13 protein-coding genes are annotated in these 16,026 nt (G+C 69.4%); 3 read left to right on the forward strand and 10 right to left on the reverse strand.

Annotated features, from left to right (window positions below):
- Nucleotides 1-77 precede the first annotated feature (77 nt).
- From QFZ27_RS03180 to QFZ27_RS03200, 5 genes are all read right to left on the reverse strand, one after another.
- Nucleotides 78-2,195, reverse strand: coding sequence for a mechanosensitive ion channel family protein (locus tag QFZ27_RS03180; protein ID WP_429224634.1), 2,118 nt, complete (start codon nucleotides 2,193-2,195; stop codon nucleotides 78-80).
- 103 nt (nucleotides 2,196-2,298) lie between these two features.
- A complete protein-coding gene (locus QFZ27_RS03185; RefSeq protein WP_429224635.1) occupies nucleotides 2,299-3,333 on the reverse strand; it encodes a purine-nucleoside phosphorylase in 1,035 nt (344 codons plus the stop codon).
- Nucleotides 3,334-3,375: 42 nt separating this feature from the next.
- The gene (locus QFZ27_RS03190) at nucleotides 3,376-4,029 is read right to left on the reverse strand and encodes an amino acid ABC transporter permease (protein ID WP_429224636.1); all 654 of its coding nucleotides are present in this window, start codon (nucleotides 4,027-4,029) and stop codon (nucleotides 3,376-3,378) included.
- Nucleotides 4,026-4,694 carry an amino acid ABC transporter permease gene (locus tag QFZ27_RS03195; RefSeq protein ID WP_429224637.1) on the reverse strand — a complete coding sequence of 223 codons (669 nt, stop codon included), beginning with the start codon at nucleotides 4,692-4,694 and terminating at the stop codon, nucleotides 4,026-4,028. The genes QFZ27_RS03190 and QFZ27_RS03195 overlap by 4 nt, the downstream gene beginning before the upstream one ends.
- Nucleotides 4,695-4,701: 7 nt before the next feature.
- On the reverse strand, nucleotides 4,702-5,505 hold the full coding sequence (locus tag QFZ27_RS03200) for a transporter substrate-binding domain-containing protein (RefSeq protein WP_429224638.1): 804 nt from the start codon (nucleotides 5,503-5,505) through the stop codon (nucleotides 4,702-4,704).
- A 189-nt stretch (nucleotides 5,506-5,694) separates the two neighbouring features.
- Between QFZ27_RS03200 and QFZ27_RS03205 the strand changes: the two genes are divergently transcribed.
- The gene (locus QFZ27_RS03205; RefSeq protein WP_342240227.1) at nucleotides 5,695-5,862 is read left to right on the forward strand and encodes a YqaE/Pmp3 family membrane protein; all 168 of its coding nucleotides are present in this window, start codon (nucleotides 5,695-5,697) and stop codon (nucleotides 5,860-5,862) included.
- Nucleotides 5,863-5,871: 9 nt separating this feature from the next.
- Here the strand turns inward: QFZ27_RS03205 and QFZ27_RS03210 are convergent, their stop codons facing one another.
- A complete protein-coding gene (locus QFZ27_RS03210; protein ID WP_429224639.1) occupies nucleotides 5,872-8,844 on the reverse strand; it encodes a hypothetical protein in 2,973 nt (990 codons plus the stop codon).
- A gap of 186 nt (nucleotides 8,845-9,030) precedes the next feature.
- The gene (locus QFZ27_RS03215; RefSeq protein WP_429224640.1) at nucleotides 9,031-10,722 is read right to left on the reverse strand and encodes a calcium-binding protein; all 1,692 of its coding nucleotides are present in this window, start codon (nucleotides 10,720-10,722) and stop codon (nucleotides 9,031-9,033) included.
- A 178-nt stretch (nucleotides 10,723-10,900) separates the two neighbouring features.
- Here QFZ27_RS03215 and QFZ27_RS03220 point away from each other — a divergent pair, with 178 nt between their 5' ends.
- On the forward strand, nucleotides 10,901-11,800 hold the full coding sequence (locus QFZ27_RS03220) for an alpha/beta fold hydrolase (protein ID WP_429224641.1): 900 nt from the start codon (nucleotides 10,901-10,903) through the stop codon (nucleotides 11,798-11,800).
- A gap of 20 nt (nucleotides 11,801-11,820) precedes the next feature.
- Here QFZ27_RS03220 and QFZ27_RS03225 read toward each other — a convergent pair whose 3' ends face one another.
- Entirely contained in the window at nucleotides 11,821-13,539 is a 1,719-nt protein-coding gene (locus tag QFZ27_RS03225) for an ABC transporter ATP-binding protein (RefSeq protein ID WP_429224642.1), read from the reverse strand.
- A 14-nt stretch (nucleotides 13,540-13,553) separates the two neighbouring features.
- Nucleotides 13,554-14,150, reverse strand: coding sequence for a DUF2585 domain-containing protein (locus QFZ27_RS03230; protein WP_429224643.1), 597 nt, complete (start codon nucleotides 14,148-14,150; stop codon nucleotides 13,554-13,556).
- A gap of 138 nt (nucleotides 14,151-14,288) precedes the next feature.
- Between QFZ27_RS03230 and QFZ27_RS03235 the strand changes: the two genes are divergently transcribed.
- The gene (locus QFZ27_RS03235) at nucleotides 14,289-14,543 is read left to right on the forward strand and encodes a DUF7660 family protein (protein ID WP_429224644.1); all 255 of its coding nucleotides are present in this window, start codon (nucleotides 14,289-14,291) and stop codon (nucleotides 14,541-14,543) included.
- Nucleotides 14,544-14,556: 13 nt separating this feature from the next.
- Here the strand turns inward: QFZ27_RS03235 and QFZ27_RS03240 are convergent, their stop codons facing one another.
- Nucleotides 14,557-16,011 carry a phospholipase D-like domain-containing protein gene (locus tag QFZ27_RS03240; protein WP_429224645.1) on the reverse strand — a complete coding sequence of 485 codons (1,455 nt, stop codon included), beginning with the start codon at nucleotides 16,009-16,011 and terminating at the stop codon, nucleotides 14,557-14,559.
- Nucleotides 16,012-16,026 lie beyond the last annotated feature (15 nt).

Below are 16,026 nucleotides of genomic sequence, written 5' to 3' on the forward strand. Positions count from 1 at the left end.
GCTTCCGCGGGAATGACGATGAGACGGAGGGGAGAGGGAGGCACGAGGCGACGGAAGGCGAGGGGCGGCTCCGGCCCTCACCCCCGCGCGGGCTCGCCGCCGGTCGCAGCGATGGCGGCGGCGGCCACGGCCGGGTCGACCGGGCCGCCGTCATGGCTGCGCACCACCACGTCGCGCCGGGCGAGATGGATGCCGGCGGCGTCGAATTCCTCGAGGATGCGCTGGTACAGCTGGCGGCGGATCATGAACTGCTCGCCCGGCCGGGACATGAACTTGATCCCGACCACCATGTTGAACTCCTCGATCTGGCGCACGCCCTGGGATTTCGGGGCATCGAGCAGATGCGGGCCGAGCACCGGGTCGGCGGCGATCTCGGCGCCGATCTTCTTCACGATCTTCTTCACCTGATCGACATCGGTGTCGAACGGCACCCGGAACTCCATCTTCATGACCACCCAGTCGCGGCTGAGATTGGTCATCGCCCGGGCCTCGCCGAACGGCACGGTCTGCAGCGCGCCGCGCTGGTGGCGCAGCTTGAGCGAGCGGATCGAGATCGCCTCGACCGTGCCCTTGAGGTTGCCGATCTCGACATATTCGCCGATCCGGAACGCGTCCTCGAGCAGGAAGAAGACGCCGGAGACGATGTCCTTCACCAGGGTCTGGGCGCCGAAGCCGATGGCCAGGCCGATGACGCCGGCGCCGGCCAGCAGCGGCCCGATGTCGATGCCGAGCGCGGACAGCACCACCAGCACCGCGACCGTGGCCAGGGTCACGAAATAGGCGTTGCGGAACAGCGGCAGCAGCGTGCGCATCCGGGCCTGCCGGGTGACGTCCATCGCCGACATCGATTCGGTCGAGCGGCTGAGATGGTGGTCGATCAGGCCGCGGCCGAGATGCCACAGCAGGTCGACCACGATCAGCGTCAGCACGATGCGCAGGGCGGCACGCAATGCCATCGCCCCGGGCTCCTCCGCCGCCATCATCGCGTGCATCGAATCGACGCCCCAGCGCTGCGCCAGGAAGGCGAGGGCGCCGAGGATGATCAGCGCCTGGGCCGTCCGCTCGACCAGCATCGCCAGCGGCTTGTCCTTGCCCTCGACCGAACCCGGCGACGCCACCGACCGCGCCGCCTCGCGGATCTGGCGCAGGGCCCAGGGCAGGAGCATCAGCACGAAGATGGTGATCGCGGCGCGGGCAGCGCCGAGCGCGACCAGCACCGCGGCCGCCACCATCGCCACCGTGACCACCCAGCGCGCGAGATCGTCCCTGATGCCCGGCTCGTTGGTCCAGGCCCGGCGCCGCCAGGTGAAGGCGACGACCAAGGCGAGCACCAGGAAGGAGGTCAGCTCGCGGATCAGCATCGACGCGTCCTCCGGCGCGTCCAGCCGGCGCATCAGCCGGGCCAGGAACACGCCGCCGATCATCACCGTCGGAATTGCGATCAGCCAGCGCATGACCACCGGGATCACGCTCTCCTGCACCGCGACCAGGCGCAGATCCGGCCGGCCGGGGGCGAGGCCCAGCCGCAGCACCGCCCGCGCCAGCCGGGCCACCAGCACGATGGCGAGCAGGGCCAATACCAGGTGCTGGAAGCCGCTCGGCCAGGAGAAGATCAGGAAGGTGCCGAGGCTGCCGATCGCGAAGGCGACCACCGCGCCGACCGCGAAGACGAGGCGGGCGGCGAACACGGCGAGATGCTCGCCGACCCCGGCCCCGGGCGCATGGATCAGCCGGTGGCGGATCGAGGCGGTCAGGCGCCGGAACAGCCATTCGACCAGGATGCCGATGCCGACGAAGCCGCCGACCGCCAGGACCAGGCCGACCAGGCCGAGCTCGGACAGCGCTCCGCCGATCCGGACCCCGACCGCGGCCAGGATGCCCGGCAGGTCGCGCGCGGTTTCGGCATACCATTGCAGCTTGCTGCGGGTCTGCATCCGCATCATGTCGATCTCGTCCATCTCGGACGAGCCCGGGGCCGCGACGGCCGGCGCCGGTTGCGCGGCCTGCTTCTGCGCCAGCCAGCCCTGCACCTCCGGGTTGCGCAGCAGATCGAGCAGCTGATGCACCGAGGCGGGCGGGGGCTGCTCCGCCGTCGCCGGTGCGGCAGGCGGCACCGGCGCGGCAGGCGGCACCGGCGCGGCAGGCGCCGCCTGCTGGGCCCAGGCCGCCCCCCCCGGCCAGAACCAGCACCGCAATCAACAGGCCCCGAAACCAACGCATCCGCCCCTCCCCGTCCCTTGCGCATGCTGTCCTGCCGCACGGCCGGTGGCAACGGTCGTCGCAAAAGGGGGCGAAGGATCAGTGAACGGCGGCGGGAACCCCGGCCTGCCACACCTCCCAGTTGCGGACCACGGCCTCGACGAAGGGAGCGCCGGCGGCGGTGAGATTGGCGATCGCGATCGGGAAGCCGCCGGACTTGGCCTGCAGCGACTCCGCCACGGTCTGGCCGGGATGAGGCCGATCGAAATTGGAGGCGGTGCGCAGCACCGCGACCCGCCTGGTGTCGACCAGCCCGGCCTCCTCGCCGCGCCGCAGCGCCTCGAAGGTGGCGTTGTCCTCCTGCTGCGTCGTGCAGTAGCTGCCCTTGCCGTCGGTCAGGAGATCCACCCACGCCTCGGCGCGCTGGCCGATCAAGGCACCGTGCCAATAGGTGTCGCCGGCCAGCGTGTCGCACTGCACGACCTTCGGCGGCTGGTTGGCCGGGGCGTCCGGATACCGGGCGCGATAGGCGGCTGCGGCGTCGCCGTCGACCAGCTTCGCATCCTGGCTCAGGGCCAGCGCCGCCTGCAGCAGATCCTCGTTCAGCTGGAACACCTCGGTCCGGTAGTTGAGCGGCGGCTTCCCGGCAGGGTCCTTCGCCCCGATGCCGAGATAGCCGCTGGTCCAGCCCTGCGGCGCCTCGCGGGCATCGATCTCATGCTGGATGCCGAAATCCACCAGATAGCGGGCCCAGGCGGCAGTGCCCAGCGTGCCCTTCGCCGGATCGATCCCGGCGATGCCGGCGATCAGCACATAGGCCTTGGTCAGGTCGAACTGCCGGCTCCACAGCAGCGCCATGGTCGAGGCGGCGGCATTGGTGTGGCCCATGCCGGTGGTCATCTGGCACACGCCGTCGGCATTACAGTGCACGGCGGGATAGTCGGGCGAAAGGCCGGGCACCGCGATCTCCTGGTCGAGATGCAGCTGCTCGATCCATGGCTTCGCCTCCGGCCCGAACATCGAGATGACCAGCACCTTGACCGGCCGCAGCGGGGTCTGGGCCATCGCGGGGGCAGCGGCAAGCACGGCCAGGGCTGCCGCGGCGGCCGCGCGCTTCAGGGCGGGAAGGGGCAAGGGTCGCTCCATCGCGTCGGGGGAGTGGATCTCGAGCCTATATTACCGCGTCCCGCGCGCCAGCCGCCGCTCCAGCGCCGTTGCCGCCAGGGCGATCGGATAGCACAGGGCGAAGTAGAACAACGCGACGAAGCCGTAGGTGCGGGCGGAATCGAAGGTGGCGTTGACGATGATGCTGCCGGCCTTGGTCAGCTCGACGAAGCCGATCACCGAGGCCAGCGCCGTGCCCTTCACCACCTGCACCAGGAAGCCGACGGTGGGTGCGATGGCGACACGCAGCGCCTGCGGCAGGATCACCAGGCGCAGCTGCTGCGGCCAGGACAAGGCCAGGGACCGCGCCGCCTCCCACTGGCCGCGCGGCACGCTGTCGACCGCGCCGCGCCAGATCTCGGACAGGAAAGCGGCGGCATAGAGGGTCAGCGCCACCGCCGCGGCGGCCAGCGGCGGCAGGTCGAGCCCGACCAGCGCCAGGCCGAAGAAGCACAGGAACAGCTGGATCAAGAGCGGCGTGCCCTGGAACAGCTGGACGTAGAACCCGGTCGCGCGCCGGGCCCAGCGCCGCCCCGACAGGCGCAGCAGCAAGAGGCCACCGCCGAGCAGGAAGCCGCCGAGGAAGGCGATCAGGCTCAGGGCCACGGTCCAGCGCGCCGCCAGCAGCAGGTTGCGCAGGATGTCCCAGGTGGTGAAGCCGGTCATGCCGCCGCCTGCCGATGGCGGAACAGCCGCCGCCCGACCTGGTCCGACAGCCGGCGCAGGGCGATGGCGAGCACGAGGTAGATCGCGCCGACCAGGAGATAGGTCTCGAAGCTGAGGAAGGTGCGGGACTGGATGAAGCTGCCGGCGAAGGTCAGCTCGCGCACCGCGATCTGCGACACCACCGAGGAGCCGAGCATGATGATGACGAACTGGCCGGTGAGAGAGGGGTACACCTTCTCCAGTGCCGGGATCAGGATCACCAGCCGGAAGGTGCGCCAGCGCGACAGGCCGAGGCTGGCCCCGGCCTCCCACAGCCCGCGGCCGACCCCGTCCAGGCCGGCGCGGACGATCTCGGTCGAATAGCCGCCGAGGTTGACGATCATCGCCAGCAGCGCCGCCTCGACGCTGCCGAGCCGCAGCCCCAGCCGCGGCAGGCCGAAGAAGACGAAGAACAGCTGGACGATGAAGGGCGTGTTACGGATCACCTCGACATAGGCGCCGACGATGATGCGCACCGGAGCTCGGCGCGAGCGGCGGCCGAGCGCGCCGAGCACGCCCAGCGTCAGCCCGCCGGCGATGGCGGCGAGGGTCAGGAGGATGGTCAGCCCGATCCCCTGCAGGACCAGGCCGCCATAGCCGGACAGGTCGGCAAAATGGAAGGTCAATGGGGGCTCAGACCGGCAGGTCGCCCGGCAGGCCGGCGCCGAGCCACTTCTGGCTGATCGCGTCCAGCCGCCCGTCCTGCCGGGCCGCGGCGATGATGGCGTTGACCTTGGCCAGCAGCTTCTGCTCGCCCTTGTTCAGGCCGATGAAGCAAGGCGACTGGCTGAGGATGAATTTCGGCTCCGGCCGCACCGCCGGGTCGCGCGCCAGGATCGCGGCGGCGACGACGTTGCCGGTGGCGATCAGCTCGGTCTGGCCCGACAGGAAGGCGGCGATCGTCGTGTTGTTGTCCTCGAAGCGCTCGATGTCGGCATCGGCCGGCGCGATCTTGGAGATCGCCAGATCCTCCAACGCGCCGCGGGTGACGCCGACGGTCTTGCCCGCCAGATCCTCGACCTTCGCCACGGGCGACTCCGCCGGACCGAACACGCCGGAGAAGAACGGCGCATAGGCGCTGGTGAAGTCGATCACCTTCTCGCGCTCGGCGTTGCGGCCGAGGCTGGAGATGATCAGATCGACCTTGTGGGTCTGCAGATAGGGCAGCCGGTTTGCACTGGTGACGGGCACCAGCTCGACGGTCACGCCCAAATCCTGGGCAATCAGATTCGCCATGTCGATGTCGTAGCCCTGCGGCTGCAGGTCGGGCCCGGCCGAGCCGAAGGGCGGGAAGTCCTGCGGCACGGCGATGCGGATCACCTTGGCCGCCAGCACGTCGTCCAGCGCCTCGGCCGCGACCGGCTGCACCGCCCCGGCCAGCCCGGCGGCGACCACAAGGCCGCAGAGCAGCCCCTTCCCCCAATTCCGCAACGACATCCCTGCGCCCCATTCAAACCGGCACGCCCGCCGCGCCGTCCGGTCCTGGGGGTCAGCAAGCGGCGTGCCACGATGGTCGTGCGATCCTCGCTCGGCGCAACAGGCGGCAACAAATCGTTACGCCGCCGAGATTGTCCAGGCCGGCCGGGGGCGTTAGGGATGGGCAGGATCCACCATCAGGACCGGTCATTGCCCACGCTGCTGTACATCCTCGCCTTCCTGTGCCCGCCGCTGGCCGTCTATCTCGACATCGGCGCCGGGGACGAGCTGCGGCTCAACATCATCCTGACGATCCTGGGCTGGATCCCCGGCATCCTCCACGCGCTCTACATCCTGTCGATCCACCCGCCGCATTGAGCGGCACCGTCACAGGATGAAATCCGCCGCCACCAGGGCGATGCTGCCGGCCAGCACGATGTGGAAGTCGGAGGCGCCGTCGCCGTTGAGATCGCCGGCGATGGTCGTTGTGGTCGGGCTGGTGACGGCAAAGCGCAGCTGGCCGGCGACGCCGGTGTAGAGGCCCGAGCCGATGAAGCTGAAGGCCTGGTTGCCGGCCAGCGCGGTGCTGGCGTCGATCGCCGACAGGTCGATCCGGTCGCCTTCGGCGCGGCTGAAATCGCCGATCCGGTCGGCATTGGCCCCGACCACGCTGTGCGCGGCAGCCGCGAGCACGAACCGGTCGGCCCCGGCGCCGCCGATGAAGATGTCGGTGCCGGCGCTGCCGATCAGCCTGTCATCGCCCGCCCCGCCGGAGAGGGTGAGGCCGATCCGGCCGGCCGCCATCGCCGCGGCGTTGATAAGGTCGTTGCCGTCGCCGGTGCCGACTGTCAGGCGATCGATGGCCTCGGCGTGTTGCATCGAGACCGTCGCCGTCAGGCCGCCGATGCCGATATCGGTGGCCGAGGAGGAGAGCGTGATCGTGTCGGCCCCGAGGGTGCCGTTGACGGTCACCGCATCGGCCGCGCCGTCGCCGGTTGCCGGGTCGGTCCCGGCAAGATCGATGCCGACCCGTGTGATGTCGGTCCCGGTCAGGTCGTGCACCGCGACCGTGTCGGCGCCGCCGAGCGCCTTGAGCTGGATGCGCTCGACATCGTTCAGGTCCTGGGTGATGGCAGAGACGTCGCGGAAGAACCGGACCCGTCCGCCATTGGCCGCGATGTCGAAGGCCTCGTTGGCGACGGATCCCACAAAGCTGAGGTCGTCGGTGCCGTCCTGGCCTTCGATCGTGTCGCTGCCGCAGCCCGGGACCCAGGCGAAGGTGTCGTTGCCGGCGCCGAGGAGGGCGACGTCGTTGCCGAGGCCACCAAACACGATATCGTCGCCGTCGCCGCCCAGCAGCAGGTCGGCCCCGGCGCCGCCGAAAAGCGTGTCGTTGCCGGCGCCGCCGTCGATGGTCAAGGCCAGCGGCGGCGCCGCCAGCGGCCGCGCATCGATCCGGTCGTTGCCGGCCAGGCCGTTGATCACGAGCCGGTCGGCGCTCTCGGCATGGTCGACCACGATCTGGGCCGCCAGCCCGGTCGTCACCACCGCAGTGCCGGACTGGCTGAGGGTCACGGTCTCGACGGCCGCGGACCCGTTGACGGTCACGACATCCGCCTGGCCGTCTCCAGTCCCACCGCCCAAAATACCCTCGAGATCGACCTTCACCCGGGTCACATCGGTGCCGGTCATGTCGTTGACGGTGACCCGGTCGGCCCCGCCCAGCGCGTGGAAGTCGATGCGCTCGCCATCGTTCATGTCCATGACGACATTGGCGATATCGCGGAAGAACAGCACCCGCCCGCCATTGGCCGAGATGCTGATGTTTTCGGCCACATTCGAGCCGCGAAAATCGAGCGTGTCGGTGCCGGCCTGGCCTTCGATCACGTCGTTGTCGTCGCCCGGCGACCACACGAACACGTCGTCCCCCGCGCCCAGCAGGGCCGTGTCGTCGCCATCCCCGCCCTGAACGGTGTCGGCGCCGGCGCTGCCGAGGAAGATATCCGCGCCGAGGCCGCCGAGCAGGGTCAGGCCGATCCGACCGGCCGACACGGCCGAAGCATCGATCACATCGTTACCCGCGAGGGCCGCGATCGTCAGCCGGTCCAGCGCCGCCTCGGCATGCTGCACCGAGATCGTCGCCGGCAACCCCTTGATGCCGACGACATCGACCGTTGCGACCAGGGTGATTACATCGTCGCCGATGGTACCGTCCGCGGTCACCGTGTCGGCGGCGCCGTCGCCGGCCGTGGGTGTGGTCCCGGCGAGATCGATCCCGACCCGGGTGATGTCGGTGCCGGTCAGGTCGTGCACCGCGAATTTGTCGGCGCCGCCGAGGGCCTTGAGCTGGATGCGCTCGACGTCGTTCAGGTCCAGGGTGACGGCGGCGACGTCGCGGAAGAACAGCACCCGCCCGCCATTGGCGGAGATATCGAAGACTTCGCTGGCGCTGGATCCCACGAAGCTGAGGTCATCGGTACCGTCCTGGCCCTCGACCGTGTCGCTGCCGTCGCCCGGCACCCAGGCGAAGGTGTCGTTGCCGGCGCCCAGGAGGGCGACGTCGTTGCCGCGGCCTCCGACCACGATATCATCGCCGTCGCCGCCGAGCAGTACATCGGCCCCGACACCGCCGATGAGCGTGTCGTTGCCCGCGCCGCCGTCGAAGGTCAGGGCCATAGCCGCCGTCGCCAGCGGCCGGGCGTCGATCCGGTCGTTGCCGCCCAGCCCGTTGACGACCAGTTGGTCGAAGGTCTCGGCGTGATCGGCCACCAGCTGGGCCGCGAGGCCGGTCGCCACCACCGCCGAGCCGGACAGGGTCAGGGTCACGGTTTCGGCGGCCGCGGAGCCGTTGGCGGTCACGACATCGGCCTGGGCATCGCCGGCCCCGCCGTTCAGCACGCCTTCCAGATCCACCGTCACCCGGGTCAGGCCGGTGCCGGTCTGGTCGTTGACGATGATCCGGTCAGCCCCGCCCAGCGCGTGGAACTCGATGCGTTCGATGCCGTTCAGGTCCTGGGTGACGCTGGCGACGTCGCGGAAGAAGCGGACGCGCCCGCCATTGGCCGAGATGTCGATGTTCTCGGCGATGTTCGCGCCGGCGAAATCGAGCGTGTCGGTGCCGGCCTGGCCCTCGACCGTATCGTTGCCGTCGCCGGGCACCCAGAGGAAGGTGTCATCTCCGGTCCCCAGGAAGGCCACGTCGTTGCCGCGGCCGCCGGCGACCACGTCGTTGCCGCCCTCGGCGGAGATCACGTCGGCCTCGTCCGAGGGCCGCGGCTGCCCGCCGGTGGCCGACACGGTGGGCGACACGAAGCTGGGGGTAATGATTTCTGCGGCCTCGGTGCCGGTGAACACGGACATGCTGAAATCCCTCATCTGAAAGAGATCCCGGCGGCGGGACGATGCCGCACAGGGTCGATCGCAATCCGGTCGCTTCGCCGGCGGATGCCAGGGCACCGCCGATCATCGAACATAGCACGAAATCGATGCGAATTCGGCGGAACGGCCGGGCGCCCGGGCTCGCAGCCCGGACACCCGGCTTCCCGGCTACAGCACGAAATCCGTCGCGGTCAGCGCGACGTTGCCGGCCAGCACGATGTGGAAGTCGGAGGCGCCGTCGCCGTTGATGTCGCCGGCGACCGTGGTGGTCGTGGGCGAGGTGTAGGCATAGCGCAGCTCACCCGCGGCGTGGGTGAACAGCCCCGTGCCGATGAAGTGGAACGCCTGGTTGCCGGCCACCCACATATTGGCGTCGATCGACGACAGGTCGATCTTGTCGCCCTGGGCGTGGCTGAAATCGACGATCTTATCGGCCTTGGGCCCGACCGGGCTGTACGACGGGGCGGCGATGACGAAGCGATCGGCCCCGGCGCCGCCGATCAAGACGTCCGCGCCGGCGCTGCCGACCAGCTTGTCGTCGCCCGCCCCTCCGGACAGCGTCAGGCTGACCCGGCCGGCCCCGACCGCGAAGGCGTTGATCACGTCGTTGCCGCCGCCGCCGTCGACCGTCAGCAGGTCGGTCCCCTCCAGGTGCTGGATCAAGACCCTCTGCTGCAGCCCGTCGACGCCGACCGTGGTCCCGGAATTCCAGAGCACGACGCCGTCGGCGCCGGCGGTGCCTTCCACCGACACCGAGTCGACGGCGCCGTCGCCGGCCGTTCCGCCCACCGTCGCGGCCAGGTCGATGTCGACATGGGTGATTTCGGTCCCGGTCAGGTCGTGGACCCTGACCTTGTCGGCGCCGCCGAGCGCGTCGAACTGGATGCGATCGACATCGTTCAGGTCCATGTTGATCGAGGCGATGTCGCGGAAGAAGGTCGTGCGCCCGAAATTGGCCAGGATGTCGACCGTCTCGGCGGCGCCGGCGCCCAGGAAGGCCAGAGTGTCGATGCCGGGCCCGCCCTCGACCGTGTCGCTGCCTTCGCCCGGCGCCCAGAAGAAGGTGTCGTTGCCGGCGCCCAGGAAGGCGGTGTCGTCGCCCCTAGCGCCGATCACGACATCGTTGCCGGCGCCGCCGAGCAGCAGGTCCGCACCGGCGCTGCCGATCAGCGTATCGTCGCCGGCGCCGCCGTCGAGCACCAGGACCATCGACTGCGGCAGCGCCCGCGCATCGAGCCGGTCGTTGCCGCCGAGCCCGTTGACGACCAGATGGTCGCCGGCATCGAAATGCGCGATCGTGGTCTGCGCCGCCAGGCCGTTCACCACCACGGTCGCCGCCGTCCCGGTGCCGGTCTGCGACAGCGTGATCACGTCGGCGGCCCCGGCGGCGGCGCCGTTGACGATCACGTTGTCCTGCACGCCGTCGCCCGTGGTGCCGTTCAGCACGCCGGCCAGGTCGATCGCCACGTGCTTGACCTCGGTGCCGGCCAGGTTGTTGAGGGTGATCAGGTCCGACCCGCCGAGCGCGTCGAAGTCGATGCGCTCGACATTGTCCAGGGTCATGGTGACCGCGGCGATGTCGCGGAAGAAGATCGCCTTCCCGGCATTGGCGAAGATCTGGATGTTCTCGTCGACATTCGCGCCGACGAAGTCGAGAGTGTCGGTGCCCACCTCGCCGTCGACCGTGTCGCTGCCGTCGCCCGGAAACCAGCGGAACACGTCGTTGCCGGTGCCCAGGAGGGCGATGTCGTCGCCCTTCTTACCGATCACGATGTCGTGGCCGCCCTTGGCGTTGATGGTGTCGGCATCGTCCGTGCCGAACAGTGTTTCGCTCAGGTCGTTACCGTTGATGATGGCCATGGATCGTTCCCCTTCTCCACAAGGCGGCCGGCGGCCGCCGCTTGGTTGTGTTTCACCCGGCCAAGATGCCGGATGATCGGGGGGCCATGTGTTACCGGGGTCACCCGACGATCGATCCGCATGAGTCCCGCCGCCGGATGTGCTCCAATCACCGGATCCCGATGCAGGAGTCGCGGCCATGCTGAAGCGGATCGAGGCCGGGGTGCTGGACGTCGCCTATCAGGAGACCGGCGACCCGTCGGGCTGGCCGGCGGTGCTGCTGCACGGCTTCCCCTACGACATCCACAGCTATGACGAGGTGGCACAGCACCTGGCCGCGCAGGGGGCCCGGGTGATCGTGCCCTGGTTGCGCGGCTACGGCCCGACCCGGTTCCTGTCGGCGGCGACGCCGCGGTCGGGCGAGCAGGCCGCGCTGGGCCACGACCTGCTGGCGCTGCTGGACGCGCTGCAGATCGAATCGGCGGTGCTGGGCGGCTATGACTGGGGCGGCCGGGCCGCCTGCATCGTCGCGGCGCTGTGGCCGGAGCGGGCGCGCGGCCTGGTCTCGGTCAACGGCTACAACATCCAGGACATCGCCAAGTCGGGCGAACCAGCCTCGCCCGAGGCCGAGTTCCGTTACTGGTACCAGTACTATTTCCATGGCGAGCGCGGCCGGCGGGGGCTGGAGCGCAACCGGCGCGAGCTGTGCCGCCTGCTGTGGCGGCTGTGGTCGCCGGAATGGCACTTCGACGACGCCACCTATGAGCGCAGCGCCGATTCCTTCGACAATCCCGATTTCGTCGAGGTCGTGATCCACTCCTACCGCCACCGCTACGCCCTGGTTGACGGCGATCCGGCGGTGGCGGAGGTCGAGCGCCGGCTGGCGGCGCAGCCGCCGATCACGGTGCCGGCGATCACGCTGGACGGCGACGCCGACGGGGTGATGGCGCCCGGCGGCACCGCCCATCACGCCAGCCGCTTCACCGGCCGGCACGAGCACCGGCTGGTGACGCCCGGCATCGGCCACAACCTGCCGCAGGAGGCGCCCGAAGCCTTCGCCGAAGCGGTGCTCACCGTAAAGGGCTGGGCCGGCGGCTAAGTGATTGACCGGACGATCGGTCAGCGTATCCCGTACTGCGCGTCGTGCAGCCGGCGGTAGAGGCCGCCGGCGGCGACCAGGTCGCGGTGGCGGCCCTGCTCGGCGATGCCGTTGGCATCGACCACGACGATCCGATCGGCGTCCTGGATGGTGGCCAGGCGATGGGCGATCACCAGGGTGGTGCGGCCCTGCGACAGCTCCGCCAGTGACTGCTGGATCGCCCGCTCCGTCTCCGTGTCCAGGGCCGAGGTCGCTTCGTCCAGAATCAGGATCGGCGGGTTCTTCAGGAACATCCGGGCGATCGCCAGGCGCTGCTTCTGCCCGCCCGACAGCTTGACGCCGCGCTCGCCGATCACCGTGTCCAGCCCGTCCGGCAGGCCGGCGACGACGCCCTCGAGCCGGGCCCGGCGCGCCGCCTCCATGATCTCGGCCTCGGTCGCGCCCAGCCGGCCATAGGCGATGTTCTCGCGGATGCTGCCGGCGAACAGGAACACATCCTGCTGCACCACGCCGATCTGCCGGCGCAGCGAGGTCATGGTCATGTCGCGGATGTCGAGGCCGTCGACCGTGATGCGGCCGCCCTGGACCTCGTAGAACCGCGGCAGCAGCGAGCAGATCGTGGTCTTGCCGGCGCCCGACGGGCCGACGAAGGCGATGGTCTCGCCGGCCTGGATGGCCAAGTCGATGCCGCGCAGCACCGGCGTGCCGTCGCTGTAGCCGAAGCTGACGCCCTCGTAACGGATGTCGCCCTTGAGAGCCGGCACCTCGATCGCGCCCGGCCGGTCGACGATGTCCGGCTCGGTGTCCAGCAGCTCGGTGTAGCGGCGGAAGCCGGCGATGCCCTTAGGATAGGTCTCGATCACCGAGTTGATCTTGTCGATCGGCCGGAAGAACACGTTGACCAGCAGCAGGAAGCCGACGAAGCCGCCCTCGCTGAGCCGGCCGGTCAGCACGAAATAGGCGCCGGCGATCATCACCACCATCTGGATCAGCCGCATGCTGAGATAGCTGAGCGAGGTGCTGGCCGCCATGATCCGGTAGGCGTCGAGCTTGGTGCGGCGGTAGTTCTGGTTGTCGTCGGCGAACAGCCGGCGCTCATGCTCCTCATTGGCGAAGGCCTGCACCACGCGGATGCCGCCGACATTCTCCTCGATCCGCACGTTGAAGTTGCCGACCCGGCCGTACAGCGCCTGCCAGTTGCGGGTCATGCGGCCGCCGTAGCGGCTGGTCAGCCAAGCGGTCAGCGGCACGATCGCCGCGGTGATCAACGCCAGCTCCACATTGACCGTCAGCATCAGCGCGAAGGCGCCGATGAAGGTCATCACCGCGATGAACAGGTCTTCCGGCCCGTGATGCGCGACCTCGCCGATCTCCTCCAGATCCTTGGTCAGCCGGCCGACCAGGTGGCCGGTCTTCTGGTTGTCGAAGTAGCTGAAGGACAGCTTCTGCAGATGGTCGAAGGCCTTCCGCCGCATCTCGGTCTCGATGTTGATGCCGAGCATGTGGCCCCAATAGGTGACCACCGCCATCAGGCCGGTGTTGGACACGTAGATGACCAGCAGGCCGGCCGCGGCGAGCAGGATCAGCGCCCAGTCGCCGCTCGGCATCAGGCTGTCGATGAAGACCTTGACCGCGATCGGGAAGCCGAGCTCGAGCAGGCCGGAGACGATGGCGCAGCAGAAATCGAGCAGGAACAGCCCGCGATGCGGCCGGTAATAGGCGAAGAAGCGTCTCAGCATCGGTGGTCTCGAGGTCAGCCGCCGGACTGCCACACCCGCACCGAGTCCAGCGGGTGCAGCAGCATCAGCACGTTCAGGGTCAGGTTGTCGCGGATCAGCCAGCCGGTGAACAGTTCGAAGAAGATGGCCAGGATTACGGTCAGCCACACCGGCGCCCGCGCCGCGAAGAAGAAGCCCAGCGTCATGAAGGCGATGTCGGAGACCGAGTTGATGACGCTGTCGCCGGTGTAGCCGAGCGCGATCGTCGCCTCGCGGTAGCGGTCGATGATCATCGGGCTGTTCTCGGCGATCTCCCAGGCGGCCTCGATGGCGATGGCGATCAGCGCCCGGGCGCCCAGCGGCAGCCGCCGCGCGACGAGCCAGGTCAGCCCGAAGAACAGGAAGCCGTGGATGATGTGCGACGGCGTGTACCAGTCGGCGATGTGCTGCGAGTTGTCCGAGCTGAGCACGTCGGAGGTCCACAGCTTGACCGTGCCGCAGGTGCAGATCGGCACACGGCCCATGGCCAGCAGGATGGCCGCCGTCGCTGCAATCAGGCCGAGGCCGAGCAGGACAAAGACACCCGGCGACAGCCGGCCCGGCCGTGCCGTCCTGAAAGATCTGTTCACCATGGGCGCAGTCCTAGCACGGCTGGAGGGCTGCGGAGCATTCGCAGACGTCGGGACGACGCAACGCTTTCGGCATGGCGGAAAAGCAACCTCGGCCGACCGTCTGTGGTGAGATGCGGCTTTCCATCGAGGAGGACAATTGTGGATTTGCTCGAACAGCAGCTGACCCTCCGCACCAGGGAGGAGTTTGCCGCCTTCGTCGATCGGCTTCGGGAAGATCTGCTGAACAGGCCCGGGGACTGGGAGAATCCGACCCTCGACCGCTTCCTGGATGCCATGGCGAGTTGGGTCGCCGCCAGCCACGGGTATTTCCGCAACATCGGCGAACCCTATCCGGAGGGCATCAATTGGAGCTTCTTCGCCGGCGTCCTGCTGGCGGCCAGGATCTACGAATAACCGCGGACTCCCGTCAGAGATACGGCGAGGCCAGCCACACCGTTCGGTTGCGCAGCCGGGTCAGGAACGGCCGGGCCCGCAATGTCGCCAACGTTTCCGGCCGGGCCGAGGCGATGCGCTGACGGATGGCGGCATCGACCTCGCCGGCCACGCCGCGGTCATAGATCTCGACATCCAGCTCGAAATTCAGCCGAAGGCTGCGCGAATCGAGGTTGGAGGAGCCGATCAGCGCCCAGGCACCGTCCACCGCCATCAGCTTGGAATGGTCGAACGGGCCGGGCGTCCGCCACACCCGGCAGCCGGGCCGCAACACCTGGTCGAGCTGCGCCGTCATGGCGGCGTCGACCAGCGCCAGGTTGTTCACGCTGGGGATGACGATGTCGACCTCGATCCCGCGCTGCGCAGCGATCGCCAGTGCGCTGGTCAGCGGCAGGTCGGGGAGGAAATAGGGCGAGCAGATGCGGATCGAGCGCTGCGCCACGGCGATCGCTCCCATCACCAGGCTGTGATTCGAGCCGAGAGTCACGTCCGGTCCGGACAGGACGGCGCGGGCCAGCACCGACGGCGCCGGCTGCGGCTGCGGCAGCGACTGCCAGGCCTTGCCATGCAGCCGCTCGCCCGTGGTGAAGCGCCAGTCCTGGGCAAAGGCGGCCAGCAGGCTCTGCACCATCGGCCCGTGGATCCGGGCATGACTGTCGCGGCCCGGCGGCCCGTCGGCGTAGGCGCTGGAGAACTGGGCCCGGATGTTCATGCCGCCGGTGAAGGCGGTCTCGCCGTCGATCACCAGCAGCTTGCGGTGGCAGCGCAGATTGGCATAGGGCAGCCGCAGGCCGATCAGCTTGCCGTTGAAGCGCGCCGTCCTGACGCCGCCCTCGCGCAGCAGGCCGACGATCTGGGGCCGTGAATAGCGCGCGCCGATGGCATCGATCAGCACCCGCACCGCCACCCCGCGCCGCCCAGCCTCGATCAACGCCCCGGCGATCTCCTGGCCGATCGCATCATTGTCGAAGATGTAGCTCTGCAGCGCGATCGATGACCGGGCGCCGCGGATCGCCTCCAGCATCGCCGGATAGGCCTCGTCGCCGCCCTGCAGCAGCCGCAGTGCATTGCCCGGCGTCACCGCGAAGGGCGAGACCTTGTCGCCGAGCCGCTGCAGCGAGGCGAATTGCGGCGCCGAGGCCGCCACCACATCGATCGCCGGGCTCGTCTCATGGTCGTCCATGCCGGCCCCGGACCGGCGCCGCCGGCGCGCGATCGCGGCGCGGCGCACCCGGTTGATGCCCAGCACCAGATAGATCAGGGCGCCGAGGATCGGGTTCAGCACGATCACGCCGACCCAGCCGGTGGCGGCGCGCACATCGTCCTTGGTCATGATCGCATGGATGGCGCCGGCGATGCCGAGCACGAGGCTGGCCGCCAGCACGATGTCGGACCAGTACGTCGTCCAGAATCCGTTCATGCCGTCCATGGGTCGATGTTCCGC

This window comes from Inquilinus ginsengisoli (assembly GCF_050434925.1).
Classification (GTDB): domain Bacteria; phylum Pseudomonadota; class Alphaproteobacteria; order DSM-16000; family Inquilinaceae; genus Inquilinus; species Inquilinus ginsengisoli_B.

Bases quoted from the DNA above. Each gene is read 5' to 3' on its own strand.
- QFZ27_RS03190 (WP_429224636.1), bottom strand. From the start codon at position 4,029: ATGACCGGCTTCACCACCTGGGACATCCTGCGCAACCTGCTGCTGGCG.
- QFZ27_RS03200 (WP_429224638.1), bottom strand. From the start codon at position 5,505: ATGTCGTTGCGGAATTGGGGGAAGGGGCTGCTCTGCGGCCTTGTGGTC.
- QFZ27_RS03210 (WP_429224639.1), bottom strand. From the start codon at position 8,844: ATGTCCGTGTTCACCGGCACCGAGGCCGCAGAAATCATTACCCCCAGC.
- QFZ27_RS03215 (WP_429224640.1), bottom strand. From the start codon at position 10,722: ATGGCCATCATCAACGGTAACGACCTGAGCGAAACACTGTTCGGCACG.
- QFZ27_RS03220 (WP_429224641.1), top strand. From the start codon at position 10,901: ATGCTGAAGCGGATCGAGGCCGGGGTGCTGGACGTCGCCTATCAGGAG.
- QFZ27_RS03225 (WP_429224642.1), bottom strand. From the start codon at position 13,539: ATGCTGAGACGCTTCTTCGCCTATTACCGGCCGCATCGCGGGCTGTTC.
- QFZ27_RS03230 (WP_429224643.1), bottom strand. From the start codon at position 14,150: ATGGTGAACAGATCTTTCAGGACGGCACGGCCGGGCCGGCTGTCGCCG.
- QFZ27_RS03240 (WP_429224645.1), bottom strand. From the start codon at position 16,011: ATGGACGGCATGAACGGATTCTGGACGACGTACTGGTCCGACATCGTG.